This window comes from Pseudomonas sp. GM102 (assembly GCF_000282555.1).
Classification (GTDB): Bacteria; Pseudomonadota; Gammaproteobacteria; order Pseudomonadales; family Pseudomonadaceae; genus Aquipseudomonas.
In genome coordinates this window covers 1-25,964 of the sequence record NZ_AKJB01000072.1, presented here as the reverse complement: position 1 = coordinate 25,964, position 25,964 = coordinate 1, and the positions used below count along the sequence as shown (strand labels likewise).

At 58.7% G+C, this 25,964-nt stretch carries 26 protein-coding genes; 9 read left to right on the top strand and 17 right to left on the bottom strand.

Going from position 1 to position 25,964, the window contains the following annotated elements; translation table 11 throughout:
* Positions 1 to 54: 54 nt before the first annotated feature.
* The 6 genes from tauC to PMI18_RS10345 form a co-directional block, all read right to left on the bottom strand.
* Positions 55 to 903: a taurine ABC transporter permease TauC gene (gene tauC, locus PMI18_RS10325; RefSeq protein WP_007903099.1), complete on the bottom strand. Its 849-nt coding sequence runs from the start codon at positions 901 to 903 to the stop codon at positions 55 to 57.
* Positions 900 to 1,694, bottom strand: a complete 795-nt coding sequence (gene tauB / locus PMI18_RS10330) for a taurine ABC transporter ATP-binding subunit (protein WP_007903098.1) — start codon at positions 1,692 to 1,694, stop codon at positions 900 to 902. Before tauB ends, tauC begins: the two co-directional genes overlap by 4 nt.
* A gap of 16 nt (positions 1,695 to 1,710) precedes the next feature.
* Entirely contained in the window at positions 1,711 to 2,688 is a 978-nt protein-coding gene (tauA, locus tag PMI18_RS10335; RefSeq protein WP_007903094.1) for a taurine ABC transporter substrate-binding protein, read from the bottom strand.
* Positions 2,689 to 2,926: 238 nt separating this feature from the next.
* Complete coding sequence (gene gshA, locus PMI18_RS10340; RefSeq protein ID WP_007903090.1) at positions 2,927 to 4,510, bottom strand: glutamate--cysteine ligase; 1,584 nt, start codon at positions 4,508 to 4,510, stop codon at positions 2,927 to 2,929.
* A 317-nt stretch (positions 4,511 to 4,827) separates the two neighbouring features.
* Positions 4,828 to 5,211, bottom strand: a complete 384-nt coding sequence (locus tag PMI18_RS0129640; RefSeq protein WP_007903088.1) for a PaaI family thioesterase — start codon at positions 5,209 to 5,211, stop codon at positions 4,828 to 4,830.
* The gene (locus tag PMI18_RS10345; RefSeq protein ID WP_007903086.1) at positions 5,211 to 7,535 is read right to left on the bottom strand and encodes a Tex family protein; all 2,325 of its coding nucleotides are present in this window, start codon (positions 7,533 to 7,535) and stop codon (positions 5,211 to 5,213) included. The genes PMI18_RS0129640 and PMI18_RS10345 overlap by 1 nt, the downstream gene beginning before the upstream one ends.
* A gap of 360 nt (positions 7,536 to 7,895) precedes the next feature.
* Here PMI18_RS10345 and ompR point away from each other — a divergent pair, with 360 nt between their 5' ends.
* Positions 7,896 to 8,636 carry an osmolarity response regulator transcription factor OmpR gene (ompR, locus tag PMI18_RS10350; RefSeq protein ID WP_007903084.1) on the top strand — a complete coding sequence of 247 codons (741 nt, stop codon included), beginning with the start codon at positions 7,896 to 7,898 and terminating at the stop codon, positions 8,634 to 8,636.
* A gap of 114 nt (positions 8,637 to 8,750) precedes the next feature.
* Positions 8,751 to 10,064, top strand: a complete 1,314-nt coding sequence (locus tag PMI18_RS10355) for an ATP-binding protein (RefSeq protein WP_007903083.1) — start codon at positions 8,751 to 8,753, stop codon at positions 10,062 to 10,064.
* Positions 10,065 to 10,229: 165 nt separating this feature from the next.
* Here the strand turns inward: PMI18_RS10355 and rimK are convergent, their stop codons facing one another.
* Together rimK and rimB are read right to left on the bottom strand one after the other, a co-directional pair.
* Positions 10,230 to 11,135, bottom strand: coding sequence for a 30S ribosomal protein S6--L-glutamate ligase (gene rimK, locus PMI18_RS10360; protein ID WP_007903081.1), 906 nt, complete (start codon positions 11,133 to 11,135; stop codon positions 10,230 to 10,232).
* On the bottom strand, positions 11,132 to 11,611 hold the full coding sequence (gene rimB / locus PMI18_RS10365; RefSeq protein WP_007903080.1) for a retropepsin-like aspartic endopeptidase RimB: 480 nt from the start codon (positions 11,609 to 11,611) through the stop codon (positions 11,132 to 11,134). Before rimB ends, rimK begins: the two co-directional genes overlap by 4 nt.
* A gap of 214 nt (positions 11,612 to 11,825) precedes the next feature.
* Here rimB and PMI18_RS10370 point away from each other — a divergent pair, with 214 nt between their 5' ends.
* The 3 genes from PMI18_RS10370 to PMI18_RS10380 all read left to right on the top strand — a co-directional run bounded on the left by PMI18_RS10370 (position 11,826) and on the right by PMI18_RS10380 (position 15,082).
* A complete protein-coding gene (locus PMI18_RS10370; RefSeq protein WP_007903079.1) occupies positions 11,826 to 12,233 on the top strand; it encodes an RNA-binding S4 domain-containing protein in 408 nt (135 codons plus the stop codon).
* Between the two features lie 225 nt (positions 12,234 to 12,458).
* On the top strand, positions 12,459 to 13,361 hold the full coding sequence (gene hslO, locus PMI18_RS10375) for an Hsp33 family molecular chaperone HslO (protein ID WP_007903074.1): 903 nt from the start codon (positions 12,459 to 12,461) through the stop codon (positions 13,359 to 13,361).
* A 179-nt stretch (positions 13,362 to 13,540) separates the two neighbouring features.
* Positions 13,541 to 15,082, top strand: coding sequence for a phosphoenolpyruvate carboxykinase (locus tag PMI18_RS10380; protein WP_007903072.1), 1,542 nt, complete (start codon positions 13,541 to 13,543; stop codon positions 15,080 to 15,082).
* A gap of 203 nt (positions 15,083 to 15,285) precedes the next feature.
* Here the strand turns inward: PMI18_RS10380 and PMI18_RS10385 are convergent, their stop codons facing one another.
* From PMI18_RS10385 to PMI18_RS10420, 8 genes are all read right to left on the bottom strand, one after another.
* Positions 15,286 to 16,557, bottom strand: coding sequence for a type II toxin-antitoxin system HipA family toxin (locus PMI18_RS10385; RefSeq protein WP_007903070.1), 1,272 nt, complete (start codon positions 16,555 to 16,557; stop codon positions 15,286 to 15,288).
* A complete protein-coding gene (locus PMI18_RS10390) occupies positions 16,554 to 17,048 on the bottom strand; it encodes a helix-turn-helix domain-containing protein (RefSeq protein ID WP_007903068.1) in 495 nt (164 codons plus the stop codon). Before PMI18_RS10390 ends, PMI18_RS10385 begins: the two co-directional genes overlap by 4 nt.
* A gap of 226 nt (positions 17,049 to 17,274) precedes the next feature.
* Positions 17,275 to 17,628, bottom strand: a complete 354-nt coding sequence (locus PMI18_RS10395; protein ID WP_007903065.1) for a DUF1493 family protein — start codon at positions 17,626 to 17,628, stop codon at positions 17,275 to 17,277.
* Positions 17,625 to 17,858: a hypothetical protein gene (locus PMI18_RS10400; RefSeq protein WP_007903063.1), complete on the bottom strand. Its 234-nt coding sequence runs from the start codon at positions 17,856 to 17,858 to the stop codon at positions 17,625 to 17,627. The genes PMI18_RS10395 and PMI18_RS10400 overlap by 4 nt, the downstream gene beginning before the upstream one ends.
* A 113-nt stretch (positions 17,859 to 17,971) precedes the next feature.
* Entirely contained in the window at positions 17,972 to 18,271 is a 300-nt protein-coding gene (locus PMI18_RS10405; protein WP_007903061.1) for a hypothetical protein, read from the bottom strand.
* A gap of 328 nt (positions 18,272 to 18,599) precedes the next feature.
* Entirely contained in the window at positions 18,600 to 19,010 is a 411-nt protein-coding gene (locus tag PMI18_RS10410) for a hypothetical protein (RefSeq protein ID WP_007903055.1), read from the bottom strand.
* A gap of 76 nt (positions 19,011 to 19,086) precedes the next feature.
* Positions 19,087 to 20,214, bottom strand: a complete 1,128-nt coding sequence (locus PMI18_RS10415; protein WP_007903054.1) for a hypothetical protein — start codon at positions 20,212 to 20,214, stop codon at positions 19,087 to 19,089.
* A 113-nt stretch (positions 20,215 to 20,327) separates the two neighbouring features.
* Positions 20,328 to 20,606, bottom strand: a complete 279-nt coding sequence (locus PMI18_RS10420; protein WP_007903053.1) for a hypothetical protein — start codon at positions 20,604 to 20,606, stop codon at positions 20,328 to 20,330.
* 311 nt (positions 20,607 to 20,917) lie between these two features.
* Between PMI18_RS10420 and PMI18_RS10425 the strand changes: the two genes are divergently transcribed.
* The 4 genes from PMI18_RS10425 to PMI18_RS10440 all read left to right on the top strand — a co-directional run bounded on the left by PMI18_RS10425 (position 20,918) and on the right by PMI18_RS10440 (position 25,620).
* Entirely contained in the window at positions 20,918 to 21,421 is a 504-nt protein-coding gene (locus PMI18_RS10425; protein WP_007903052.1) for a hypothetical protein, read from the top strand.
* Positions 21,422 to 21,696: 275 nt separating this feature from the next.
* Positions 21,697 to 23,631 carry a RecQ family ATP-dependent DNA helicase gene (locus tag PMI18_RS10430; protein WP_007903051.1) on the top strand — a complete coding sequence of 645 codons (1,935 nt, stop codon included), beginning with the start codon at positions 21,697 to 21,699 and terminating at the stop codon, positions 23,629 to 23,631.
* Positions 23,632 to 23,785: 154 nt separating this feature from the next.
* Positions 23,786 to 25,012 (top strand): 3-hydroxyacyl-CoA dehydrogenase, encoded by a 1,227-nt coding sequence (locus PMI18_RS10435; RefSeq protein WP_007903049.1) that lies wholly within the window; start codon positions 23,786 to 23,788, stop codon positions 25,010 to 25,012.
* Positions 25,013 to 25,188: 176 nt separating this feature from the next.
* Entirely contained in the window at positions 25,189 to 25,620 is a 432-nt protein-coding gene (locus PMI18_RS10440) for an acyl-CoA thioesterase (RefSeq protein WP_007903048.1), read from the top strand.
* Between the two features lie 69 nt (positions 25,621 to 25,689).
* On the opposite strand, the gene PMI18_RS10445 is transcribed toward PMI18_RS10440, so the two are convergent.
* On the bottom strand, positions 25,690 to 25,964 hold a 275-nt coding region (locus PMI18_RS10445; protein WP_007903046.1), incomplete at its 5' end, for a glycine zipper domain-containing protein.

Below are 25,964 nucleotides of genomic sequence, written 5' to 3'. Positions count from 1 at the left end.
CCCCTCGCCACAGGCAGACCCCCTTGCCACACAGGCCCACTCCCACATGAGTATTCAGTGAGCCTGGCCATGCCATGGCACCAGTTTGCGTTGCAGCGCACGCAGGCCCATTTCCATGGCGAAGGCGATCAATGCGATCACCAGAATCCCCAACACCACCACATCGGTGACCAGGAATTGCGCGGCCGATTGCACCATGAAGCCCAAACCACTGGTGGCGGCGATCAACTCGGCGGCCACCAGCGTCGACCAACCCACACCCAAACCAATCCGCACGCCAGTCAAAATGTCCGGCAAGGCACTGGGCAGAATCACATGCCGAATCAACTGCGCCCGAGTCGCGCCCAGCGACTGCGCGGCGCGCAATTTCGCCGGGTCGACGGTGCGTACGCCAGTGGCGGTGGCTATCGCGATCGGCGCGAAGATCGCCAGGTAGATCAGCAACACTTTCGACAACTCACCGATGCCGCACCAGATCACGATCAACGGCAGATAAGCCAGCGGCGGAATCGGGCGATAGAACTCGATCAGCGGATCAAGAATGCCGCGAGCGATGCGGTTGTGGCCGATGGCGATGCCCACCGGAACGGCGGTTAGCACGGCGAAGCCCAGGCCCAGGCCAATACGGCTGAGGCTCGCGCCCAAATGCTGCCACAAGGTCGAATCCATGTAGCCGGTGGTCACCAGCAGCCAGCCTTTTTGCAGCACGGCGGAGGGTGGCGGCAGGAACAGCGGTTCGATCAAACCTGTTTCCGTGACGGCCCACCAAATGGCAACGAGAGCGACTAGTGTCAGCATGCTGATCCAGCGCGTGTTCAAACTGCGACGCTGCGCGATTACCGCCGAGCTCTTCACCTTTGAGCCCGGTTTCACCGTCGTGGCGGGAATTTCATAGGTGCTCATGCGCGCTCCTGCCGCTGGACGGCACTGCGTTGGGAGAACACTTTGGCGAGCACGTGTTCGCGGGTTTCGATAAAGCGCGGATCGGATTTGATCGCCCGCGCCGATTCGCCGGCGGCGTAACGCTGACCGAAATCCAGGCTCAGATGTTCGACGACTTGCCCGGGGTTGGGCGCCAGCAGAATCAGATCCGTGGCGAGGAACACCGCTTCTTCAATGTCGTGGGTAATCAGGAACACCGGTTTGGCGGTGCGTTGCCAGACTTGCAGCAGCAGTTCCTGCATCTGTTCGCGGGTGAAGGCATCGAGGGCACCGAAGGGTTCATCCATCAGCAAAACCCGAGGGTCTGCTGCGAGGGCGCGAGCGAGGCCGACACGTTGTTTCTGGCCGCCCGAGAGCTGCCAGATTCGGCGATTTTCGAAACCGCAAAGGTCCACCAGCGCGAGCATTTCCCGGGCGCGGATTTCGCGTATGTCCCGGGCGACGCCAGCCAGTTCCAGACCGAAGCCGACGTTCGCCAGCACGTCCTGCCAAGGCAGCAGGGCGTCGTCCTGGAACACCACGCCGCGCTCGGCGCTCGGGCCTTTGACCGGCACACCGTCAAGGGTGATGCGCCCGGCACTGGGTTCGACGAAACCGGCAATCAGGTTCAACAGCGAGGTCTTGCCACTGCCGGACGGGCCGAGGGCGACCAGCAACTGCCGGGGCCCAAGGCTCAGGGAAATATCCGCCAGCACAGGTTCCGTGCTGCCTGGGTACTGTGCGCAGATGCGCTCCAGCTGAAGCAAAGCCATCGCGGTTAACTCCCGATCAATTGGTGATGTATTTGGCGCTGACGTACGGCGCGTAGTCCGGCAGCACGGCCTCGACCTTGCCCTGTTCCTTGAGGAACACGGCGGTGTCGGTGATGGCCTTGGTGGTCGGCGCGCCGAGGGTGAGCACCTGATCAGCCGCGAGCGGGAAGACGTTGCCTTGCAGCAGCAATGGAATGTCGCTGGCCTTGGCACCGGAGAGCTTTACCAGTTTGTCGACATTGCTTTGGTTGGCGAGCCAGGCTTTCGGGTCTTTGCGGTAGTCGGCGTAGGCATCGAGGGTCACTTTGGCGAACGCGGTGACGATTTCCGGGTGCTTCTGGGCGAAATCCTTGCGCACGATCCAGGCATCGAAAGTCGGCGCGCCGAACTTGGCCAGTTCGCCCGAGGTGATCAGCACTTTGCCGTTTTCCTTGGCCACGCCGAGAGCCGGGTCCCAGACGTAGGTGGCGTCGATATCACCGCGTTTCCATGCCGCGATGATCGCTGGCGGCGCGAGGTTGAGCACGGTGACTTTCGATGGGTCGATGTTCCAGTGTTTCAGCGCGGCCAGCAGGCTGTAGTGGCCGGTGGAAACGAACGGTACGGCGATTTTCTTGCCGATCAGGTCTTGCGGAGTCTTGATCCCGGAGCCATCGCGCGCAACCAGCGCTTCGGCGGCGCCGATCTGGGTGGCGATGAGGAAAGTTTCCACCGGAACTTTGCGGGTGATTGCCGCCGTCAGGGGGCTGGAACCGAGGTAGCCGATTTGCACATCGCCTGAAGCGATGGCGGCGATGATGTCGGCGCCGTTATCGAATTTGCGCCAGTCGATGTTGGCTTTGGTGGCTTTTTCGTAGGTGCCGTCGGCTTGGGCGACTTTGGCTGGGTCAACGGTGGTCTGGTAGGCGACGGTCACATCTGCCGCCTGAGCCAGGACACTCGCCGACGCCAGGAGCGCGGCGGCCAGAAGGCGAAGAGGGGAAGTCAGTTTCATCGGGAAGCTCCTTGTCAGGCGACCGAGAGTCGGCGTGAAAAGGAGACTAAATGATATAAGAATCCGAAAATAAATAACTTTTTCGAATTACCTTATGAGCGGAAAATTCTAAGGGAGACCGTGGTGTGGCCTTCGCGGGCAAGCCTCGCTCCTACAGGTTTTATGTGTGTCGCAAGATTTGGCACGACACTGTAGGAGCGAGGCTTGCCCGCGAAAAGGTCCGAAGGACCTTCAGAGTTTAGTTGCTGATCGCCAGAATACTCGCCTGATACGACCCGACAAACACATCGAAATCGCCGACTTCGTTCTGTTCCAGCTCTACCTGCTGAGCCAACGACGAACGTGCCAACTCTTCAAATCCAGCCTGTTCTTCGCTTGAAAGCGGCTCGCTACGGAAAAATTCTGCGTGCACCTGACTCTGACGCAAGGAGAACTGAGCAAAGCTTTCCTTGTGCTCGGCCATCGCCGCCAATACCTGGGCCGATGGCGTCAGGGACGAGTCCTTGACCTTGGCCAGTTGTGCGTCCAGTGCCTTGCTGTGGGCATCGCCGCCATGGCTTTGATCCAGCAACGCCGCCAGTGGCGCAATCTTTTCCAGCAATTCGCCGGCCCATTCCTTCAGGTCTACCGGGTGCCCGTCGCGTTGCAGTTGCAGGCCCGGACGACGACCTTCCTTGACCACGCTGAGGAAGTTAGACGTCGCGTTGCCGCAGCTGGTACTGGTCAACAGCGGGCTGTCGTTCAGCGCGCAGTACAGCAGGAACGCATCGAGGAAACGCGACTCGGTGAGGTCGATGCCCATCGGCAGGAACGGGTTGATGTCCAGGCAACGCACTTCGACGTACTGAATGCCGCGGGCCACCAGCGCCTGAATCGGCCGTTCGCCGGTGTAGGTCACGCGTTTCGGACGGATGTTGGAGTAGTACTCGTTTTCGATCTGCAGGATGTTGGTGTTGAGCTGAACCCACTCACCGTCCTGGTGCGTACCGATCTCGACGTACGACGGGTAAGGCGTGGCCACCGCTTTGCGCAGGCTGTCGGTGTAGCTGGTCAGATCGTTGTAGCACGGCGTCAGACCGGCCTGGGCGTTACTCTGGTAACCCAGGTCACTCATGCGCAGGCTGGTGGCGTACGGCAGGTACAACGTGTCCGGATCCAGCTGTTCCAACTGATGCGAGCGACCGCGCAGGAAACCGGCGTCCAGCGCAGGCGAGGCGCCGAACAGGTACATCAGCAGCCAGCTGTAGCGACGGAAGTTGCGGATCAGCGCGATGTAGGCCGACGACTGATAGTCGCGGTCGGTGCCGACAAAGCCTTCGGCTTCTTTAAGCAGCGGCCAGAGCTTTTCCGGCAGCGAAAAGTTGTAGTGGATCCCGGCGATGCACTGCATGGTCTTGCCGTAACGCAGCGCCAGGCCCTTGCGATAGACGTACTTGAGCTGACCGATGTTGGAGGTGCCGTAATAAGCGATCGGGATGTCTTCCTCGGCCGGCAACGGGCACGGCATCGAAGGACTCCACAGGTACTCGTTGCCGAGCTTGCTGTAGGCAAAACGGTGAATCCTGTCCAGGCTCGCCAGCATCTGCGCCGGGTCTGGCAGGGCAGGCGTGATGAACTCCAGCAGCGACTCGGAATAGTCGGTGGTGATTTGTTCATTGGTCAGCGCGGAACCCAATTCTTCCGGGTGCGGCGTTTGCGCCAGGCGCCCTTCGCCCGTCACGCGCAGGCATTCACGTTCGATGCCGTGAAGGCACTGTTCGAGCAGAGAGAGGTTAGCGCGCTCGCCGAGCAGAGCCAGGCGGCGGTTGAGAAGTTCGCTCAAGTTGGATTCCTTCACGCATCAGTCGCCCCAATATGGGGGTGGGCAAGACGGTCTACAAGGGTGAAGTTAAAACTGGCGTTTTCGCCTGGTTTTTTCGAGCCGCACAGGCCTAATGCCGGTCAGTCAGGAATTGCACAATCCCTGTGGGAGTGACCTGTGGCGAGGGGGCTTGCCCCGTTGGGCTGCGAAGCGGCCCCAAAATCTCTGAGTTTCCAAAATCTTGTGAGTGCTACGCACTCAAACGGGGGCAAGCCCCCTCGCCACAGGGTTCCACAGGTTGCATTGCGCCGAAATTAACTCAAATTGATGAAGAGTATCTACAGGACAGCGAACGTGCCTTGTGCTTTTGCGACGAGTTTGTCGCCTTGCATCACGTCGGCTTCGACCACCAGCGTGCGGCGGCCCGGATGGATCACCCGTGCCGTGCACATCACTTCACCGTCGGCGACGGCGCGGATGTAGTTGATCTTGCACTCGATGGTCGCGCTCTGCTGGTCAAAGCCGTGGGTGCTGGAACAGGCCAGCCCCATGGCAATGTCAACCAGACTGAACAAGGCGCCGCCGTGCAGTTTGCCGCCGCGATTGCGCAGTTCTGGCGCAAGCCCCAGGGCGACTTGCGCCACCCCGGTTTCCAGACTGTGCAAGCGACACCCCAGCAGCTTGAAAAACGCGCTTTCGGTCAAGCCGGCCGGGATCTCCATCAGCGTTTCTTCAACTGTTTGGCGTTGGCGAACAGCGAGGCCATGGCGTTGTTGGCCGGGGCTGCTGCCGTGGTTTCCTTGCGCGGTGCGGTGTTCTGGGATTGGCGTGGTGCCGACCCCGGACGCGCGCCACGGGCACCGTCGATCTTCTCGCCCGGGGTGTCGCTCATGCGCATCGACAGGCCAACGCGTTTGCGCGGGATGTCGACTTCCATGACCTTCACCTTGACCACATCACCGGCCTTCACCGCTTCGCGCGGATCCTTGATGAACTTCTCCGACAGTGCCGAGATGTGTACCAAGCCGTCCTGATGCACGCCGATGTCGACGAAAGCGCCGAAGTTGGTCACGTTGGTGACCACGCCTTCGAGGATCATCCCCAGTTGCAAGTCCTTGAGGTCTTCGACGCCTTCCTGGAACTCGGCGGTCTTGAACTCGGGACGCGGGTCGCGACCGGGTTTTTCCAGCTCTTGCAGGATGTCGGTGACCGTCGGCAGACCGAACGTTTCGTCGGTGTACTTCTTCGGATCGAGACGCTTGAGGAAGCTCGCGTCGCCGATCAGTGAGCGAATGTCGCGATCGGTTTCAGCGGCAATGCGCTGCACCAGCGGATAGGCTTCCGGGTGAACCGCGGACGAATCCAGCGGGTTGTCGCCGTTCATTACCCGCAGGAAGCCTGCGGCCTGTTCAAAGGTTTTTTCACCCAGACGCGCGACTTTCTTCAATGCCGCACGGGTTTTGAAGGCGCCGTGCTCGTCGCGGTGGCTGACGATGTTCTGCGCCAGGGTCGCGTTGAGGCCGGAGATACGCGCCAGCAGTGCCACGGAGGCAGTGTTGACGTCGACGCCCACGGCGTTCACGCAGTCCTCGACCACCGCGTCCAGGCCGCGCGCCAGTTTCAGCTGCGACACGTCGTGCTGGTACTGGCCGACGCCGATGGATTTCGGATCGATCTTCACCAGTTCAGCCAGTGGATCTTGCAGGCGACGGGCAATCGACACTGCGCCACGGATCGATACGTCGAGGTCCGGGAATTCCTTGGAGGCCAGTTCCGACGCGGAATACACCGATGCACCGGCCTCGGAGACCATGACTTTGGTCATCTTCATGGCTGGGTATTTTTTGATCAGTTCAGCAGCGAGCTTATCGGTTTCGCGGCTGGCGGTGCCATTGCCGATGGCGATCAGGTCCACCGAATGCTTGGCGCACAGGGCGGCGAGCACGGCGAGGGTCTGATCCCACTTGTTGTGCGGCACGTGCGGGTAAACCGTGGCGTGGTCCAGCAGCTTGCCGGTGGCATCGACCACGGCGACCTTGCAGCCGGTGCGTAGGCCCGGGTCAAGGCCCAAGGTGGCACGCGGGCCGGCCGGGGCCGACAGCAGCAAGTCGTGCAGGTTGTGCGCGAAGACGTTAATTGCTTCGGTTTCCGCGCCGTCGCGCAGCTCGCCCAGCAGATCGGTTTCCAGGTGGGTGTAGAGCTTGACCTTCCAGGTCCAGCGCACCACTTCGCCCAGCCATTTGTCGGCGGCACGGTTCTGGTTCTGGATGCCGAATTGTTGACCGATCATGCCTTCGCACGGGTGCATGGTGCCGGGCAGTTCATCGCCGACTTTCAGTGCAGAACTCAGAATGCCTTCGTTGCGGCCACGGAAAATCGCCAGCGCGCGGTGCGACGGCATGCTTTTCAGTGGTTCGTCGTGTTCGAAGTAGTCGCGGAACTTGGCGCCTTCCTCTTCCTTGCCGGCGATCACGCGGGCACTGAGGGTGGCTTCCTGCTTGAGGTAGTTACGCAGCTTGTCCAGCAGACCCGCGTCTTCGGCGAAGCGCTCCATGAGGATGTACTTGGCGCCTTCAAGGGCAGCTTTCACATCGGCCACGCCTTTTTCGACGTCGATGAAACGTGCGGCTTCGGTTTCAGGGTTCAGGGTCGGGTCGTTGAACAGGCCGTCGGCCAGTTCGCCGAGGCCGGCTTCCAGGGCGATCTGGCCCTTGGTACGGCGCTTCTGCTTGTACGGCAGGTACAAGTCTTCGAGGCGGGTCTTGGTGTCGGCGAGTTTGATGTCGCGTTCGAGTTGCGGGGTCAGTTTGCCCTGCTCTTGAATGCTGGCGAGGATGCTGATCCGCCGTTCGTCGAGTTCTCGCAGGTAGCGCAGACGCTCTTCCAGATGACGCAGCTGGATGTCATCGAGGCTGCCGGTCACTTCTTTCCGGTAGCGGGCGATGAAGGGAACGGTAGAGCCTTCATCGAGTAGCGCGACGGCCGCTTCGACCTGTTGTGGGCGTACACCGAGTTCCTCGGCGATGCGGCTGTTGATGCTGTCCATAAAACCACCTGACAAATTGTGAAAGCAGGCTCGCAGGCGCAGAGATAAAGGCTCGGCGAGTCTGGTTGAGCGGCCTGGCGTGCGCCGCTACCTGAGCCAACAGGCTTCCCGTTGACCCGTGAAATCGAACAATTACTGCCAGCGCCATGAAAAAAAAGCGGCTGCTTACAGTAACGATCAGACGTTGCCTGACACAAAAGGCCGCGCATTATAACCAGCGTTCTGCCCCTTCGGGGGCATCGCGGGTTGTAGGCACAATGCCCGGTTTTCTGGCGGTGAAGGAAAAATCTGCTAACAATGCACACGGTGCGTATAACGGCAGCTACGCCATAATGCGCGCCGAGATCAAAGGAGCATCCAATGAGCAGCACTGCAAACATTGCTGAAGGCGAAAAAATTCTTATTGTTGACGACGATCCCGGGCTGAGCAGCCTGCTGGAGCGTTTTTTCGTCAGCAAGGGCTACCGTGCCCGCGCCGTCCCGAACACGGAACAAATGGACCGCCTGCTGGCGCGTGAAGTGTTCAACCTGGTCGTCCTCGACCTGATGCTGCCCGGCGAAGACGGCCTGACCGCTTGCCGCCGCCTGCGCACGGCGAACAATCAGATTCCGATCATCATGCTGACCGCCAAGGGCGATGAGCTTAGCCGCATCAAGGGCCTGGAACTGGGCGCCGACGATTACCTGGCCAAGCCGTTCAACCCGGACGAGCTGATGGCTCGTGTCAAAGCGGTTCTGCGGCGTCAGGCGGCACCAGTGCCGGGCGCACCGGGCAGCGAAGACGAAAGCGTGACCTTCGGTGACTACGAACTGTCCCTGGCCACCCGCGAACTGAAGCGCGGCGACGAAGTGCACATGCTCACCACCGGTGAGTTCGCGGTGCTCAAGGCGTTGGTCATGAACGCGCGTCAGCCACTGACCCGCGACAAGCTGATGAATTTGGCCCGTGGTCGCGAGTGGGATGCCCTGGAGCGTTCCATCGACGTGCAGATTTCCCGTCTGCGCCGGATGATCGAACCCGATCCATCCAAACCACGCTACATCCAGACCGTCTGGGGCGTGGGCTACGTGTTCGTTCCGGATGGCGCCGCCACGAAGTGATTGGTGATTTGTAGGAGCGGGTCTTGCGGGCAAGGGGTCAGATGACCTTTCCCGCAGACCCGCGATCCGCAATATGCGAGCATGCTCGCTCCTGCAAGTGTGTAGCGGTTACCCATGAAAACCCCTGTTTGGTTCCCCCAGAGCTTCTTCTCCCGCACCCTGTGGCTGGTGCTGATCGTCGTCCTGTTCTCCAAGGCGCTGACCCTGGTTTATCTGTTGATGAACGAAGATGTGCTGGTGGATCGCCAATACAGCCACGGCGTCGCCCTGACGCTGCGTGCCTATTGGGCCGCCGATGAAGAAAACCGCACCAAAATCGCCGATGCCGCGACCCTGATTCGGGTGGTGGGTGCCGGTGTGCCGGAAGGCGAACAACACTGGCCTTACAGCGAGATCTACCAGCGCCAGATGCAGGATGAACTGGGCGCCGACACCGAAGTGCGATTACGCATGCACTCACCGCCGGCGCTGTGGGTTCGGGCGCCCAGCCTGGGCGATGGCTGGCTGAAAGTGCCGCTGTACCCGCACCCGTTGCGCGGCCAGAAAATCTGGAACGTGCTCGGTTGGTTCCTCGCCATCGGCTTACTGTCCACCGCCTCGGCGTGGATCTTCGTCAGCCAGCTCAATCAACCGCTCAAACGTCTGGTTTATGCCGCGAGGCAACTCGGTCAGGGCCGCAGCGTGCGCCTGCCGATCAGTGATACACCGAGCGAGATGACCGAGGTTTATCGCGCCTTCAACCAGATGGCTGAAGACGTCGAACAGGCGGGGCGCGAACGGGAACTGATGCTGGCAGGGGTGTCCCACGACCTGCGCACGCCGCTGACCCGCTTGCGGCTGTCCCTGGAGCTGATGGGTGATCACAGCGACCTGACGGACGACATGATCCGCGACATCGAAGACATGGACGCGATTCTCGACCAGTTCCTGGCATTCATTCGTGACGGACGTGACGAGTCGGTGGAAGAAGTGGACCTGAGCGATCTGGTTCGCGAAGTCGCCGCGCCGTATAACCAGAACGAAGAGAAAGTGCACTTGCGCCTGGAGCCGATTCAGCCGTTCCCGTTGCGTCGGGTGTCGATGAAACGGCTGCTGAACAACCTGATCGGTAATGCCTTGCATCATGCTGGCAGCGGCGTCGAAGTGGCGGCTTACGTGTCCGGGGATACCAGTGCACCGTATGTGGTGCTGAGCGTCATGGACCGTGGCGCGGGGATCGATCCGTCGGAGCTGGAGGCGATCTTCAATCCGTTCACCCGTGGCGATCGGGCCCGGGGCGGGAAGGGGACCGGGTTGGGGTTGGCGATCGTGAAGCGAATCGCTTCGATGCATGGCGGCAATGTCGAGCTGCGCAATCGGTCCGGTGGTGGGCTTGAAGCGCGGGTGCGGTTGCCGCTTGGGTTGATGTTGCCGAGGGATGCGGTTTAAGCGAAGTACACAACCTCTGTGGCGAGGGAGCTTGCTCCCGCTCGGTTGCGCAGCCGCCGCAAAACCCGGCAACCGTATTTCAATAAAGGAATACGGTTGCCGGAATCGGGAGTCCTTCGGCCTCCAGCGGGAGCAAGCTCCCTCGCCACAGGGACCGAGTAAGTCTCAACCCTTGCCTTTGGTCCGCGTCATATTCGGCCCGCCATTCTTCTCCAGATGCTCGATGATGATCCCCGCCACGTTCTTCCCGGTGGTGGTTTCAATCCCTTCAAGCCCCGGCGACGAGTTCACTTCCATCACCAGCGGCCCATGGTTGGAACGCAGGATGTCCACTCCCGCCACTGCCAACCCCATGACCTTCGCTGCACGCAATGCGGTCATGCGTTCTTCCGGCGTGATCTTGATCAGGCTCGCACTGCCGCCGCGATGCAGGTTGGAGCGAAATTCCCCCGGCTTGGCCTGACGCTTCATCGCCGCGATCACCTTGTCGCCGACCACGAAGCAACGAATGTCCGCGCCGCCGGCTTCCTTGATGTATTCCTGAACCATGATGTTTTGCTTCAGGCCCATGAAGGCCTCGATCACCGATTCCGCCGCCGTCGCCGTTTCACACAGCACCACACCGATGCCCTGAGTGCCTTCCAGTACCTTGATCACCAGCGGTGCGCCGTTGACCATCTCGATCAAGTCAGGAATGTCATCCGGAGAGTGGGCAAAGCCGGTGACCGGCAAACCGATCCCCCGGCGCGACAGCAATTGCAGTGAACGCAGTTTGTCTCGCGAACGAGCGATGGCTACCGATTCGTTGAGCGGAAACACTCCCATCATTTCGAACTGGCGCAGCACCGCGCAGCCATAAAACGTCACCGATGCACCGATCCGCGGGATCACTGCATCGAAACCTTCCAGCGGTTTGCCACGGTAGTGGATCTGCGGCTTGTGGCTGGCAATGTTCATGTAGGCGCGCAGGGTGTCGATCACCACCATTTCATGGCCACGCTCGATACCGGCTTCGACCAGACGACGGGTGGAATACAGACGCGGGTTCCGCGACAGCACAGCGATCTTCATGCAACACCTGTGGAGAAGGTAGATACCGGGAACACCGGCTTGTCTTGTACATATTTAATGCCCGGATTGACCACCAACTGGCCGTCGATCAGGGCTTTGGAACCGAGTAACAGGCGATAGCGCATGGACTTGCGGCAGGCGAGGGTGAACTCGACCCGCCAGACCCGATCACCGAGGGCCAGGGTGGTGCTGACCACATAGCGCATCTGCGCATGGCCATTGGAGCTTTTAATGGTTTTCCTCGTTACCAGCGGGGCTTCGCAGCGCCGGTGCCGCAGTTGCACCACCGTGCCCAGGTGCGCGGTAAAGCGCACCCACTGTTCCCCATCGCGCTCAAACGGCTCGATATCGGTGGCATGCAGGCTGGAGGTGCTGGCGCCGGTGTCGATTTTTGCCCGAAGGCCAGCGACTCCCAAATCCGGGAGCGCCACCCACTCGCGCAGACCGATAACGGTCAAATGGTCAAATGTCTTCAAAAGTGCTCAACCGGCAAAAACCGCTCAGACCGCGTGCGGCCGAATTCGCGGTATTCACGCAGAATAATGGGTAAAAGGCGACAGATATCTACTGCCCGGATTTCCATCCCTCAATGTGCGGGGGAATGCCTGCATTCTAATCCACAGCGTGGTGATTCATGGCACGACAGAAACGGTAGTACAGTTCATCGATATTTCAGAATGAGGTCATCCAATGGCACAAAAAAGCGAAGAGGACGACAAGGTCCGTCTCGATAAATGGTTGTGGGCCGCGCGTTTTTATAAAACACGTGCCTTGGCCAAGGCGGCGATTGAGAGTGGAAAGGTGCATTGCCGGGGCGAGCGCTGCAAGCCAGGCAAGGAGCCGAGGGTCGGCGATGAGTTTCAGATTCGCACCGGCTTCGAGGAGCGCACGGTGGTGGTCCAGGCGCTGTCGATCGTGCGTCGTGGCGCGCCGGAGGCTCAGGCCCTGTATGCCGAAACCGAAGCCAGCATCGCCAAACGTGAAGCGGCTGCGGCCATGCGCAAGGCCGGGGCGTTGGGCGTGAGCACCGATGGCAAGCCAAGCAAGAAACAGCGCCGGGATCTGTTCAAGTTTCGTGGTAATAGCAACGACGAGTAGTGATCACCGTCGGGCGCAGACTTGCAATCGCGCACCTGTGCAGCCATATGGGTGTACTCGACAGCGGCAAAGTGAAAATGCCGTTCGTCGAAAACCGAGGTTTGACCTTGCTTGGAACAACCCCGGATTGTTCATAAAATGCCCTTATGGCTGAACTTTTCCCGTCCCAAAATGCGGAAATGACGCGATTTTCATTTTTTGTCACCCTTTCAGATACCCAGACCTATGACCAATCTATCGGATAACGACTACACCCAACGCTTCATCTTCGATGACAGCGACACCCGCGGCGAGCTGGTTGGGTTGGAGCGTAGCTATGCCGAAGTCCTCGCCAAACACGCCTATCCGGAGCCGGTCGCGCAATTGCTGGGCGAGCTGATGGCGGCGGCAGCGTTGCTAGTTGGCACCTTGAAGTTCGATGGCTTGCTGATTCTTCAGGCCCGTTCCGAAGGCCCGGTGCCGTTGCTGATGATTGAGTGCTCCAGCGAGCGCGAAATCCGTGGCCTGGCTCGTTACGAAGCCGACCAGATCGCCCCCGACGCGACCCTCGCCGACTTGATGCCCAATGGCGTGCTGGCGCTGACCGTCGACCCGACTCAGGGCCAACGCTACCAAGGCATCGTCGACCTCGACGGCGCGACCCTGTCGGAGTGCTTTACCAATTACTTCGTCATGTCCCAACAGACCAATACTCGCTTCTGGCTCTACGCCGATGGCCGTCGTGCCCGTGGCCTGTTGCTGCAGCAATTGCCTGCCGACCGTCTGAAAGACGAAGAAGAACGCGCCGCCAGCTGGCAGCACATCACCACGCTGGGCGGCACGCTGACCGCCGATGAATTGCTGAGCCTGGACAACGAAACCGTGCTCCATCGCCTCTATCATGAAGAGCAGGTGCGCCTGTTCGATGTGCAGAAACTACGCTTCCATTGCAGTTGCTCCCGGGAACGCTCGGGCAATGCGCTGGTCAGTTTGGGTCTGGAAGATGCTCAGAAGCTGGTCGTCGAACATGGCGGCCGCATCGAGATCGATTGTCAGTTTTGCAATGAACGTTACCTGTTCGACGCAGCCGATATCACCCAATTGTTTGCGGGTGCAGGGGTCGATACGCCGTCAGATACCCGTCACTAAAACGTTTCAGTGCAGGTAAATTCACTGCTTAACGCCGGAATAACGCCGTTCTGACGGGAGGGCCCTACACTTTTTGGGCTTTTCTGGCATAATCCGGCCCACTTTTTTCGCGGTAGTAGTGCACGACTTTCTACTACAAAACGTTTGGAGCACTCGGCCACTGGCCGACGGGGAACCTCATGACGCAAGCCAATAACGCCGTGTACACCGATCTGAGTGTTGATGATCTGGTTAAAGAAGCCCTGAAGCGCGGTGAAGGCGAGCTTGCCGATACCGGCGCGCTGGTTGTTCGCACCGGTCACCGTACCGGCCGTTCGCCAGTCGATCGTTTCATCGTTGAAGAGCCGACCACCCAGGACGCCATCGCCTGGGGCCCGATCAACCGCAAGTTCCCGGCCGACAAGTTCGATGCCCTGTGGGCTCGCGTCGAGGCCTTCAACAACGCGCAAGAGCATTTCGTTTCCCACGTGCACGTAGGTGCTGCCGAAGAGCACTACCTGGCCGTGAAGATGACCACCCAGACTGCCTGGCAGAACCTGTTCGGTCGTTGCCTGTTCATCAACCCGGCCCAGTACAACCCGGCGGGTCGTGAAGAGTGGCAAGTTCTCAACGTCGCCAACTTCGAATGCGTGCCAGAGCGTGATGGCACCAACTCCGATGGCTGCGTGATCCTCAACTTCGCCCAGAAGAAAGTGCTGATCGCCGGCATGCGCTACGCCGGTGAAATGAAGAAAGCTATGTTCTCGGTGCAGAACTTCCTGCTGCCGGCCGCTGACGTGCTGCCAATGCACTGCGCTGCCAACATCGGTGAAGAAGGCGACGTGACCCTGTTCTTCGGTCTGTCCGGTACCGGCAAGACCACCCTGTCCGCCGACGAAAGCCGTTACCTGATCGGTGACGACGAACACGGCTGGGGCGAGGGCGTGGTGTTCAACATCGAAGGCGGTTGCTATGCCAAGTGCATCGACCTGTCCGAGAAGAACGAACCGGTCATCTGGAAAGCCATCAAGCACGGCGCAGTCCTGGAAAACGTTGTCCTGGACGACGCCAAGAAAGCTGACTACGCCGACGGCAGCCTGACCCAGAACAGCCGCGCCGCCTACCCGCTGGAGCACGTCGAGAAGCGTTCCGAGAAGAACCTCGGTGGCGAGCCAAACGCGGTGATCTTCCTGACCTGCGACCTGACCGGCGTATTGCCGCCAGTCTCGATCCTCAGCGAAGAACAAGCGGCCTACCACTTCCTGTCCGGCTACACCGCTCTGGTGGGCTCGACCGAAATGGGTTCCGGCAGCGGCATCAAGTCGACCTTCTCCACCTGCTTTGGCGCACCATTCTTCCCGCGCCCGGCCGGCGAATACGCAGAACTGCTGATCAAGCGCATCCGCGGCTTCGGCTCCAAGGTCTATCTGGTAAACACCGGCTGGACCGGCGGCGGCTACGGCGTCGGCAAACGCTTCAACATCCCGACCACCCGTGGCGTGATCGCAGCAATCCAGAGCGGCGCGTTGATTGGTGCCGAGACTGAGCACCTGGACACCATCAACCTCGACGTGCCACTGGCCGTACCGGGCGTTGAGACTGGCCTGTTGAACCCACGTAATACCTGGGCTGACAAGGCTGCTTACGATGAAGCCGCTAAAGCATTGGCTGGGTTGTTTGTTGAGAACTTCAAGAAGTTCGATGTGAGCGACGCGATCAAGGCTGCTGGGCCGAAGTTGTAAGTATCGGTAGTGGTTTGAGGTAAGAGAAAGCCGCCCTTTGAGGGCGGCTTTTTTTTGTGGGCACCCAGCATGGTCGCAATCTTGTGGGTGAAAGCCCCCTAGGCTGGCCACAGCGGACGAAGTGAAGCGCAACTGCATGAGGGCGACCGAGTGTGGGGAGGAAGCGTGAATCGAAGCCATGAGCTGTAGTTGGTGCGTTGAGGCTAATTACCTGCCAGCCGAAACGCTGGGGCCATGTTGTCTCTCTCTCGCTTCGAAAGCCCCAAAGCGCTAGCCACGGTTGACCATTGGCTGACAGCTTCCCGGAAATTCTCGATAATTTCGTCTGCGTCTTTACGGCTGATACGGAAGTACTCTGCAACTTCGCGAGCGAGCTCAAGATCCAGGGCGTTGTCTGAATCGGTGATGTTGAGTTTCAATCCATCGGCATGTGGTACCGGGTTCATATCGTAGGCTTCAGACAGGCGCCATCCTCGACCAGGATCAAGGATAAAACCATGATTGCGCAGGTGGTCGTCGGTATTGGAAACCAAGATGTTGAACACGATACGAGACCATAGCTCGCGAAGATCCGCGTTAGTTTCTGAACCGTGCTTCATGAGCACTTCAGCCAACTCCAGGTAGCTGGCACCTGCCGATGCATCGTCGCCGTCTACCCTATCTGTCATGGTCATGGCTGAGGCGAAATGCAGTCGACCACCATTTTTTGTTCGGTCGAAGCGCTTAACCATGAAGCAGTGATGATCGCTCGCGAAGCGTTGCGCCACACCATTCGCTACCCGCAGCCCGCAGCTATCCGCCAAGGCATTCACTACCAGTTCCCAACCGCCGACGTCATAGTCATCACGAGTGCTTGGGAATTTGGCGATCCACAAGTGACCAGCTTCGTCAGCGACGCTGGCCTTAGGTCTGGCTCCACCCAATGAGCCGCCTGGTGCAATCAACATTCTCAACCATTCACGTCCATCGGGAGCAGTGTTGTCCTCATCGCTCTCCAAGGCGCGACTTGCCTGCTCCAAGGCGCGTAACTCGACGAAGGGCGGAGCAGCCAATCCATCGCGATCATCCAGAAAATTGCCTTGATCATTGAGTTTGTAGCGGATCGCCCCGACCCGGTAGCGGTCATGAACCCCCAAAAGAAAGTCGGATTCGTACAGCTTGGTTCCGTCAGGTACCAAGCCCTCGCGGATATCTCGCTCCAGCCGACGTTTCATCAGCAACTGACCCCACCGATCAGGGCTTGAGTCAGCAAATAGGCCAAACCGGCTCTGATGTTGACCTGGGTACTGACGGCCTTCAAAAAGCCCGATGCGAGGATCAAGAGAAATGAAATTTAACGCTGGATCGGCCAGTGCGGCAGAGTCGTACTCAAACTCAAATACGTTTGTGGAGCGAGTCTTTCTGGCGTGCAAGAACCCAAGTCGTCTTGGACCGTTCAAGGTTTCCCAGTCGGCATACACAGCGATTAATGTCATTTTTCACTTTCCGTAGGTTTGTTTTTTTTCTTGATCACCAAGCGAGATAACGAGTGGGTGCTGAAAGGGAAATCAGGAATGCGATTTGATTCGGGACCGGATTTTTCAATGAATTGGCCGCTCTTTTCATCAGCGGGGGGCGGCGTTCTGGTCGCAGCAATGCTTCGTGCGCTTCGGCGTTTATTGACTGTGAGTTTCGCTCCGGGGGTTAACTGAGCATCTTGCAGTTGGCGCCCTAACTCATCCACTGCGGCGAGCTTGCTCAAGTCCTTTTCCAGCCCCAGCACCTGCATGACCGACAAATACGCGCCCATGGTCACACCTGCTCCGCCTGACTCCAGATTGCGCAGTGTTGTCAGTGACATGCCAGCCCTTTCGGCGACTTGCTTGGCTGTCAGTTTTCGGCGCAGTCGAGCGAGTTTCATTCGCTCGCCAAACTCAGAGAGCAGCTTGGATGCGGCGGGCAAAAGTGGCGCTGTTTTCTTAGCCATATGCCATTATTCCTTCACTTTTAAGCCTAAACTGCCAGAATAATATCACTTAATGGAAATGCCGCTTCACTGTCTCACGAGGTTACGGGATCAGCTTGTTAGCAGCGGACAGGATTTGATAGATCATCATTAACTGCCATTATTCCAGTCGAAATAGGCTTAAACAGCCAGAATAATGCCACTTGTATCGGGGGGTGGTTGCAGCAGTTGAGTGGCGATATACGCGTTACAGGCCTTCCAATCCTTGTGTATCCCACCGTTGCACCTTGATCGCTTGGTAGAGCATGCCAATGGTCAGTGGGATTTTGTTTCCGCGTCCTTTCGCCCTGCGCTTGAGAAACACATCAAACCCTTCCGGCTGGAAATAGCGATAGGCGTCGTAGTCCACGAAGTCGATCCCAAACTGTTCTTCTAGCGCTTCCATCAAATGCCGCGCATCAGCGCCGTCGCAGCTCAGGTCGAAATTGATCGAGGTGCTGAGGCTGAGCATTTTACGTTCAGGTAGGCCAAGTTCTTCGTGCAGCAGCTGCATGAGCAGGTGCATGGTGTGGTCGTCGGGGAAGTTGGGGGCGAGGTTCATGGTGCATCTACCGTCGGGTGTATATCGATGAGGCTGATTAAGTCTGACTTTGCGGCGAGTCGGTCGTCAATCAACGCTGCGAACTTGGCCTGAGTCAGATCGGTAGCCTTATGAATTTCTTGGACTTGCAACGCATCAACATGGAATTCGCGAGAAGGCTCACGCCCACCACGGATGATTTCGTTCATCTGTTGCACGCTTTCCATTAACTCATCAAAAAACTTGCTCATGATTATCTCCAGTGTTCGATGACGGCTTTCGGCGCTCGGTGTTCCAAGAGCCGAACGCGGAGCGTCCGTAGAGGCATTCCCACGCGGAGCGTGGGAAGGATCTTCACTTGGTGTCAGACCGGAGCTTTCCAGTTCAGCATGCGTTGCTGGGCAACCTTGAGCAGGTCGCAGCCGTCCTGGGTCAGCAGGTAGAGCGCGTGGGTGATGTGGGGGATGTCTTCTACGTCGCCATGTTTGAAGCAAACGCAGTGCAAGGTTTTGAGGAGATCACTGGAGGCTCGGATGCGCTGGAGGGCGGCTTCGAGGATGTCCTGGGGGTTGGCCTCTGTGTCGATGATCAGGGGCGGGGAATCGGTGAGGCTGGATTGGAGCGGGCGGTAGCGTTCGGTTGTGAACTTATTCCAGTTATTCATAGTGAGAATTCTCAAGTGCATTACGAGAAAACCACCACCATCGTGACCAAGCGATGGGAGGCGGACTGTGTTCGGGTTGGTCAAACCGGTGAGAACTCACTTTGCCGGTACGCCCGAAGACGTCCCGAACACAGCCACCATATAGCGTGCAGGCACTTGAGGTGTCGCAGCATACAACGGAAGCGAAATGAGTTCTCTACTCGGGTGACCAAGCCCGGTCGCTGATTTGGCAGCGACAGTCACGACTATAGATTTGAGCTACAGGGCAGCGATAGGCGACAAGGAGTCTTCTGTTGTAGGAACGGGATGAAGCATTGATAGGCCGTTCCTACCGATCCGGTAACCGCTTAAACACTTCGCGTTTTTCCGCCATCAAACGCCTGGCTTCTTTATCCTGAATGCTCGTCCGAGGGGCATCGAGGCTGGCTTGCACCTGCTTGATAAACCATTCCTCGTAGGCTAGTTCCAGCGAGTTAAGAAAAGGACATGCGAGTGGAGAGCCTGTGGCGAGGGGGCTTGCCCCCGTTGGACTGCGAAGCAGCCCTAAAACCTGCACTCTCGTACTGCCAGGCACACCGCATGCATCGGGTTTGCGACTGCTTCGCAGCCGAACGGGGGCAAGCCCCCTCGCCACGGGTCTTATGTCTGACGAGCCTTCACTTAACTGACCGGCATCAGCCTCGTAGGCCGCATTGTCGATTTGCGCTTCAAAACCGTTGTCGCGGTTTTTCTCCGTCATTCAACCTACCCCCGCATAGTTTTTAGAATTCCCGCGCCCACCGCAGGCAAGCTATCGCCCAGCGCCGCCCACCCGATCAACAAATATGCTGATACGCCGCAACATCCAGCACGTTAGTGGCCAACCCGGTTGCCGGGGTGTAGACCGTGCCTTTCACCGCCGAGAAGTTGACCCCTTTGCTGCCCAGCGAAACGTAGCGTTCGCCTTGATCCAGTTCGGTGAAGTAGGTGTAGGAGTAGTTGTGCATCAGCCGGTACTTCGCTTCGGCGTCGACCATGGCTTTGCCAAGGTTCTCCAGATCGGCGTGGGTCAGGTTCAACGACTTGTCCAGTTGCACGCCCCAACGCTGGAGGCAGACTTCGGCAAAGTGGCGGACGAACCGGCCTGGCTCGGCCAGGGTTTTCGGGCCGTTGACGCCGTCGGGGGAGGCATTGCCTGCCACGGTGGCGTGACGGCCGGGTATGGGGTAAATGTGGGTTTGGGTGCCGGTGACGGTTTGCGGGATGACGCAGCAGAAGCCTTTCGAGCGTTCGTCCCGGGCATAGAAACCTACGTATTCCTTGACGTTGGCACCGAGTTTGACTTTGTCGTCCTGGAAGTTGCTAATGCCAGGCACCGGATCAATCGCAAAGATATTTACCGGAATGTTTTTAAGTGCGGTGTCCTTGAGCATGGCGTTGGCCAGCATGTGGCAACTAATACCGCCGCGACTCCAGCCCACCAGGTTTACTTGGGTGGGAATAACACCGTCCTTGCGGAAGGTTTTAATGATCTGTTCTTGCAACGCCTGCTGGGTCACGCTGCGATCGCCATAGTTGTATTTGCGCCAGAACCACGAGCCTTCAACTTTTACGTCTTCGATGGGGATGCCGGCCGCTTTGAGGCGGTTGTATTCTTCTTCGGTCAATTGCTCGCGCTGCCAGCTACACTGGCCTTTGATGATGTTAATCGCATGCTGGACGTTTTGCTCCCAGCCTTTGCCGAACAGTGTGCCGCTGAGACCGTACTCCTCGGATTTGGTAAAGAGATCGTCGGCTTGCAGATTACCGCTGCCGGGACCATCGACCACGATCCATTCGGCGAACTCCCTGCCAAGATGGTGGGAGGCAAGTGTCGATACCAGTTCGCCGTCCCAGTAATTTTCATTAGTGGTGTCGAATTTAGTTGAGCCTGTGCCGCAGAAGAAAATAGTTAATACAGTCATTTGTGTTGCCCTTGCTTGATATAAGAGCTGGCACGCTAGTTTGTATTGTCTGAATAGTGAAGTGATTAGTTGTTGCTGTTTTTGTGAGAGGTGTTAGTTGTTGTTTGAAAATATTATTTGATGAGTTGCTTGGCGGTTTCAAGAAGTTGGCAGCCATCTTGAGTCAGCAAGTAAAGCGCGTTGACGATATTGGGGATGTCTTTCACGTCGGCCTGTTTGAAGCACAGGCAATAGAGCGTTTCGAGCAGGTCGCTGGCGGCGCGGATGCGTTGCTGGGCGGCATCGAGAATCTCGTGCGGATTGGCTTCGGTGTCGATGACCAGCACGGGGGTATCGCTGTAGTTGGTTTTGAGCGGGCAATAACGGTCGGTTAGCGAGTTGAACGTGTTCATCGAGATCAGTCCTGTGGGAAGTCGGGCAGGCTCGCCGGCGGGCCGACACAGTGTTTTCTGCCGCGTCGGAAACTATAGAGGGCGGCGGCGAGGCGTCGCAATAAGACGTAAATGGACAGGTTTTGTAGGGGGTTTACCGGCGCTGTCGACCTTTGCCTACGCACCCTCCGACTATTTTTTAAGCTTTTTCTCCGAGAGGTCGATATTCCTACGGGATTGTCAGGCGTAACGCATCAAACCTCCGTAGGGTGCGCGCCAGAATTTGTAGGACGTTTCGAAACGTCTGAGTCGACTCTTAAAGGGAATTAGGTATGCAATGGCTGCGTATGGCCTCGATATTGTTGTTGTGGGCCGGTGTTTGCCGTTTCACCGGCGCTGCCGATGTGGGTAATTCGCTGGTCCTCGCCAACATGGACCGCACCGGTTGGCCGGATGCCCTGACCACTCAGGCAGACGTCGACACCGCATCCCGCGCCGAGGTGTTGATGGTGGGCAAGGCACTGCTGGCCAGCGAAGCGCTGGACGAACAGGGTCTGAAACAGCGACTGGGCGTGCAGGCTGTGAAGCTCAAGTCGGTCAGGCAAGTGCGTGAGGGGTTGTGGGATCGGTTGCTGGTTACCTATCGCAACGCCAGTCAGAACTGTGACGGTGAACCCTTTTGCCCCCGTGTGCGAAGTGTCGCGGATTTGCGTCAGTTGGCGGCGGCGTTCACTGGCGAAATCAGCCCGGCCCATGCGGTTTGGGCGAGCAAGAGCCAGGTGTTTCATGAGCAGGCGCTGGATGAGCAACTGCGGGTGGCGGTGTTGGTGCCCTGAGTGTGTTTATGAATTTTGGAGTGACTGTGCTGGCCTCATCGCGAGCAGGCTCGCTCCCACATTAGACCGAGTCGCCAAGCAAGAACTCGGTCGACTGTGGGAGCGAGCCTGCTCGCGAAGGCGATCTGACAAACACCCCTTTTCCTCAAGCCTTACCGTGGCCTGGTTCTATCCGCTGTATCATCCCGTATCGTTTTTGCCCCTGACCTTTTCTCGACTCGCTGCTATCGCCGGCTAGGCTTTGGGCTTCGCAGCGGTCAACGGAGTGACAGCTTATGCACAACACCCTGGAACAGGTTTTCGGTTATCCACAGTTTCGGCCGGGTCAGGAGGCTGCGGTCAGTGCTGTGTTGGCCGGGCGCTCGGCGGCGGCGATTTTCCCTACCGGTTCGGGCAAGTCTCTTTGCTATCAATTGCCAGCCTTGTTGTTGCCGCACCTGACGCTGGTGGTCTCGCCGTTGCTGGCGTTGATGCAGGATCAGTTAGCGTTTTTGCAGCGCCACGGCATTGCGGCGGGCAGTATCGATTCGGCCCAGAGCCGCGATGACGCCAGCGATGTGATGGCCCGGGCAAAGTCCGGGGAATTGAAGATTCTGATGATTTCCGTGGAGCGCCTGAAGAACGAGCGCTTCCGCCATTTTTTGCAGCAGGTGCCGATCTCGCTGCTGGTGGTGGACGAGGCTCACTGCATCTCTGAATGGGGTCACAACTTCCGCCCCGATTACCTCAAGCTGCCGGACTACCAACGCCAGTTCAACATTCCTCAGGCCCTGCTGCTGACCGCCACCGCGACACCCAAGGTGATTGCCGACATGGAGGCCAAATTCGCCATCGCCCCCGAGGATGTGGTGACCACTGGCTTCTACCGACCCAACCTCAATCTGTTGGTGGAACCGGTACGCGGCCAGGACAAGCGACGACGCCTTGTCGAGTGGATGAGTCAGCGTCCCGGCCAGCCGAGTATTGTCTACGTCACCCTGCAGAAAACCGCCGAGCATATCGCCGAACATCTGGGGCGTAATGGTATTCAGGCCGAGGCCTATCACGCCGGTTTGCCCCATGAACAACGGGAAGGGATACAAAAGCGCTTCATGGGCGGGCAGTCCAACTGCATCGTCGCCACCATTGCCTTCGGCATGGGCATCGATAAAAGCGATATCCGCAATGTGGTGCATTTCGACCTGCCTAAATCCATCGAAAACTACAGCCAGGAAATCGGTCGCGCCGGGCGTGACGGGCAGCCATCCGATTGCCTGGTGCTGGCCAACCGCGACAGTCTCAACGTGCTGGAAAACTTCGTCTACGGTGACACGCCGGAGCGGGACGGCATTCGTTGCGTGCTCGAGGAGTTGCAAGCTGCTGTGCCCGAGGGGCAGTGGGAGTTTCTGCTGGGACCTTTGGCCGATCAGAGCAACATTCGCCAGTTACCGCTCAAGACCTTGCTGGTACAGCTGGAGTTGCGCGCAATAATCGCACCGCGTTATGCCTATTACGCCGAGTACCGCTTCAAGTATTTGCAGGAACCCGAAGCATTGCTTGCCCGATTTGAAGGTGAGCGAAAGGACTTCGTCTCGGCGATCATCCAGACCTCCAGTCGCGCACGGACTTGGGCCACGGTGAATTTCGATGCGCTGTATGAGCAGTATTCCGCCGAGCGCAGTCGGGTGGTCAAGGCGCTGGATTACTTCCAGGAAAAGGGCTGGGTCGAGGTCGAAAGCAAGCAGATGACCGAGGTCTACAGCCTGCTGCAAGCGGACTTTGATTCCCAAACCCTGAGCACTGAATTGCACGCCTACTTCACCCAACACGAGCGCACTGAGATCGCTCGGATTCACGCCATGCTGGACCTGTTCGCGACTGACCACTGCCTGGGCTATCGCCTGGCGGAGTACTTCGGCGACGAAAACGCACCGAAGCAGTGCGGGCATTGTTCCGTGTGTCACGGTCACGTGGCGCGGTTGCCGGCACCGCCAGAATTGCCGGCGCTTGTGGATAAAAGTTTCGAGGCGCTGTGTGCTGATTTTATCCACAAGCACGAGCAGCACACGGGGAGTGCTCCATCGGCAGAGCGCGTCACGCGGTTTCTGTGCGGGATCAGCGTGCCGTTATTTACCAAGCTCAAGGCGCGGTCGATTCCGGGGTTTGCGGCGTTGGAGGATTATCCGTATGGCGACGTGCGCGACGGGGCTCAAGCACATCTGCCAAGCTGAAACCCCGTCAATGTGGGAGCAACTGTCTTGATGGTTTTTATTTTGAACGCACATCCATCCCCTGAATGTCGCTCATCACAGGAATAAATTTCAAAAAAGCCCGGCGCCTGACTATGGTGAGGACTGTCTTTGGATCGCTAACAAGAGAACAACCATGAGCCAGACACCGTTCGATATTCAGCGCGCCGCCGTGATCGGTGCGGGCACCATGGGCCGTGGCATTGTCATGTGCCTGGCCAACGCCGGGGTGCCGGTGCAATGGGTCGATAACAATCCGCAGATGCTTGAGCAAGCGCTGACCAGCGTGGCTGAGACTTACGCCCACAACGTGCGTCAGGGACGGATCGATCAGGCCGAGGCGGATGCGCGCATTGCACGGGTGACGGCGGCTGCCGATTACGCGGCGATCCGCGATGTCGATCTGGTCATCGAAGCGGTCTACGAAAACCTCGAGTTGAAACAGAAAATCTTCCGCGAACTCGACGGCGTGATGAAACCTGAGGCGATTCTGGCCAGTAATACCTCAGCGCTGGACATTGACGCCATCGCCGCTGCCACTCGCCGTCCGCAACAGGTCTTGGGTCTGCATTTCTTCAGCCCGGCGCACATCATGAAATTGTTGGAGATCGTGCGCGGCGCCCAGACGGCGCCGGCGGTGCTTGATGCGGCCCTGGTGCTGGGCAAGCGCATGGGCAAGGTCAGCGTGGTATCGGGCAACTGCCACGGTTTCATTGGTAACCGCATGCTGCATCCCTACGTGCTCGAAGCGCGCAAGATGCTGCTGGAAGGCGCTTTGCCTTATCAGGTGGATGCGGCGCTGCAAGGTTTTGGATTCGCCATGGGGCCGTTCCGCATGTACGACGTGGTCGGCATCGATCTGGAATGGCGTGCTCGGGAGCTGGCCGGCATAGGCCAGGATGCGCCGGAAGTTCAAGTGGACAACCGCTTGTGCGAGCTCGGGCGTTTTGGTCAGAAGAGTGGCGACGGGTATTACCACTACGAACCGGGCAGTCGCCAGGCTGAGCATGATGTGGACGTCGATGCGCTGGTACTGGGAGTCAGCGAAGGGTTGGGGTTCCAGCGTCGTGAGATCGGCCCTGAAGAGGTTCTAGAGCGTTGTTTGCTGGCGCTGGTCAACGAAGGGGCGAAGATTCTTCAGGAAGGTATTGCGACGTCGGCGCACGACATCGATCTGGTCTACCTCAACGGTTATGGCTTCCCGGCGGACAAGGGCGGGCCGATGGCCTGGGCGGATCAGCAAGGGTTGGAAGATATTCATCTGCGGTTGTTGCAGCTTGAGACCAAGCAGGGCGATCACTGGGCGCCGGCGCGGTTGATTGGTGAACTGGCGGCAGAGGGGCGAGGGTTCGCTGACGTGTGATTTTATGTGGCGTCTGTGAAGGCGCCTTCGCGAGCAAGCCCGCTCCCATACTGAATCTTCATGGAACACAGATTTCGTGTGCGACCAAGATCAACTGTGGGAGCGGGCTTGCTCGCGAAGAACGGTAACGCGGTTTTCGCTTTAGACTCGCTGTTCAACTCCAGGAACCAACACTGATGTCCAACCCGATGCCCCAACGCACCGACTACCCGCACTTCCAGCCCATCACCACTCGCTGGCACGACAATGACACCTACGGTCACGTCAATAACGTCACCTACTACAGCTTCTTCGACACGGCGGTGAACACCTATCTGATCGAAGTCGGCGGCCTGGATATCCATGACGGCGAAGTGGTGGGTTTTGTGGTGAGTTCGGCTTGCGACTACTTTGCCTCTATCGCTTTTCCGGATCGGATCGAGATCGGCCTGCGGGTCGGCAAGTTGGGCAATAGCTCGGTGCAATACGAGCTGGCGGTGTTCAAGGCTGGAGAAGATGAAGCCTGTGCGGCAGGGCGCTTCGTGCATGTGTTCGTCGATCGGGCGTCGAATCAACCGGTGGCGATTCCTGCCGGATTGCGCGGGGCATTGGAGCGACTGGCGGTTTGAGGCGCAAAAAAAATCGCAGCCCGAGGGCTGCGATTTTTTGATCTACCGGTAAACGGGGCGATTCAAGCCTCAGTCGCGATAGCGATGTTTATGCTTGCGATGGCCATAGGCATGGCCGCGACCCGGGTGACCACGGTAGTAGCGACGATCATCATCGTCATAACCACGACGATAGGAACGACGATCATCGTCATCATCGCTCTTGTTGCCCATGTAGTTACCCAGCGCGCCACCGGCGCCGCCGCCTGCTGCGGAGCCGATCAGGCTGCCGGTGGTGCCGCCCATGCTGCGGCCGACCACGTTACCGCCTGCTGCGCCCAGCGCACCGCCAATGGCGGCTTCGC

What these genes read in the sequence shown, in the direction of transcription:
- PMI18_RS10390 (WP_007903068.1), bottom strand. Translation starts at nt 17,048, where the DNA reads ATGGCTAAGAAAACAGCGCCACTTTTGCCCGCCGCATCCAAGCTGCTC.
- PMI18_RS10430 (WP_007903051.1), top strand. Translation starts at nt 21,697, where the DNA reads ATGCACAACACCCTGGAACAGGTTTTCGGTTATCCACAGTTTCGGCCG.
- PMI18_RS10385 (WP_007903070.1), bottom strand. Translation starts at nt 16,557, where the DNA reads ATGACATTAATCGCTGTGTATGCCGACTGGGAAACCTTGAACGGTCCA.
- tauB (WP_007903098.1), bottom strand. Translation starts at nt 1,694, where the DNA reads ATGGCTTTGCTTCAGCTGGAGCGCATCTGCGCACAGTACCCAGGCAGC.
- PMI18_RS10425 (WP_007903052.1), top strand. Translation starts at nt 20,918, where the DNA reads ATGCAATGGCTGCGTATGGCCTCGATATTGTTGTTGTGGGCCGGTGTT.
- PMI18_RS10395 (WP_007903065.1), bottom strand. Translation starts at nt 17,628, where the DNA reads ATGAACCTCGCCCCCAACTTCCCCGACGACCACACCATGCACCTGCTC.
- rimK (WP_007903081.1), bottom strand. Translation starts at nt 11,135, where the DNA reads ATGAAGATCGCTGTGCTGTCGCGGAACCCGCGTCTGTATTCCACCCGT.
- tauA (WP_007903094.1), bottom strand. Translation starts at nt 2,688, where the DNA reads ATGAAACTGACTTCCCCTCTTCGCCTTCTGGCCGCCGCGCTCCTGGCG.
- tauC (WP_007903099.1), bottom strand. Translation starts at nt 903, where the DNA reads ATGAGCACCTATGAAATTCCCGCCACGACGGTGAAACCGGGCTCAAAG.
- PMI18_RS10400 (WP_007903063.1), bottom strand. Translation starts at nt 17,858, where the DNA reads ATGAGCAAGTTTTTTGATGAGTTAATGGAAAGCGTGCAACAGATGAAC.
- hslO (WP_007903074.1), top strand. Translation starts at nt 12,459, where the DNA reads ATGACCAATCTATCGGATAACGACTACACCCAACGCTTCATCTTCGAT.
- PMI18_RS10410 (WP_007903055.1), bottom strand. Translation starts at nt 19,010, where the DNA reads ATGACGGAGAAAAACCGCGACAACGGTTTTGAAGCGCAAATCGACAAT.
- PMI18_RS10415 (WP_007903054.1), bottom strand. Translation starts at nt 20,214, where the DNA reads ATGACTGTATTAACTATTTTCTTCTGCGGCACAGGCTCAACTAAATTC.
- PMI18_RS10345 (WP_007903086.1), bottom strand. Translation starts at nt 7,535, where the DNA reads ATGGACAGCATCAACAGCCGCATCGCCGAGGAACTCGGTGTACGCCCA.
- ompR (WP_007903084.1), top strand. Translation starts at nt 7,896, where the DNA reads ATGAGCAGCACTGCAAACATTGCTGAAGGCGAAAAAATTCTTATTGTT.
- PMI18_RS10435 (WP_007903049.1), top strand. Translation starts at nt 23,786, where the DNA reads ATGAGCCAGACACCGTTCGATATTCAGCGCGCCGCCGTGATCGGTGCG.
- PMI18_RS10355 (WP_007903083.1), top strand. Translation starts at nt 8,751, where the DNA reads ATGAAAACCCCTGTTTGGTTCCCCCAGAGCTTCTTCTCCCGCACCCTG.
- PMI18_RS10380 (WP_007903072.1), top strand. Translation starts at nt 13,541, where the DNA reads ATGACGCAAGCCAATAACGCCGTGTACACCGATCTGAGTGTTGATGAT.
- PMI18_RS10440 (WP_007903048.1), top strand. Translation starts at nt 25,189, where the DNA reads ATGTCCAACCCGATGCCCCAACGCACCGACTACCCGCACTTCCAGCCC.
- PMI18_RS0129640 (WP_007903088.1), bottom strand. Translation starts at nt 5,211, where the DNA reads ATGGAGATCCCGGCCGGCTTGACCGAAAGCGCGTTTTTCAAGCTGCTG.
- PMI18_RS10405 (WP_007903061.1), bottom strand. Translation starts at nt 18,271, where the DNA reads ATGAATAACTGGAATAAGTTCACAACCGAACGCTACCGCCCGCTCCAA.
- PMI18_RS10370 (WP_007903079.1), top strand. Translation starts at nt 11,826, where the DNA reads ATGGCACAAAAAAGCGAAGAGGACGACAAGGTCCGTCTCGATAAATGG.
- PMI18_RS10420 (WP_007903053.1), bottom strand. Translation starts at nt 20,606, where the DNA reads ATGAACACGTTCAACTCGCTAACCGACCGTTATTGCCCGCTCAAAACC.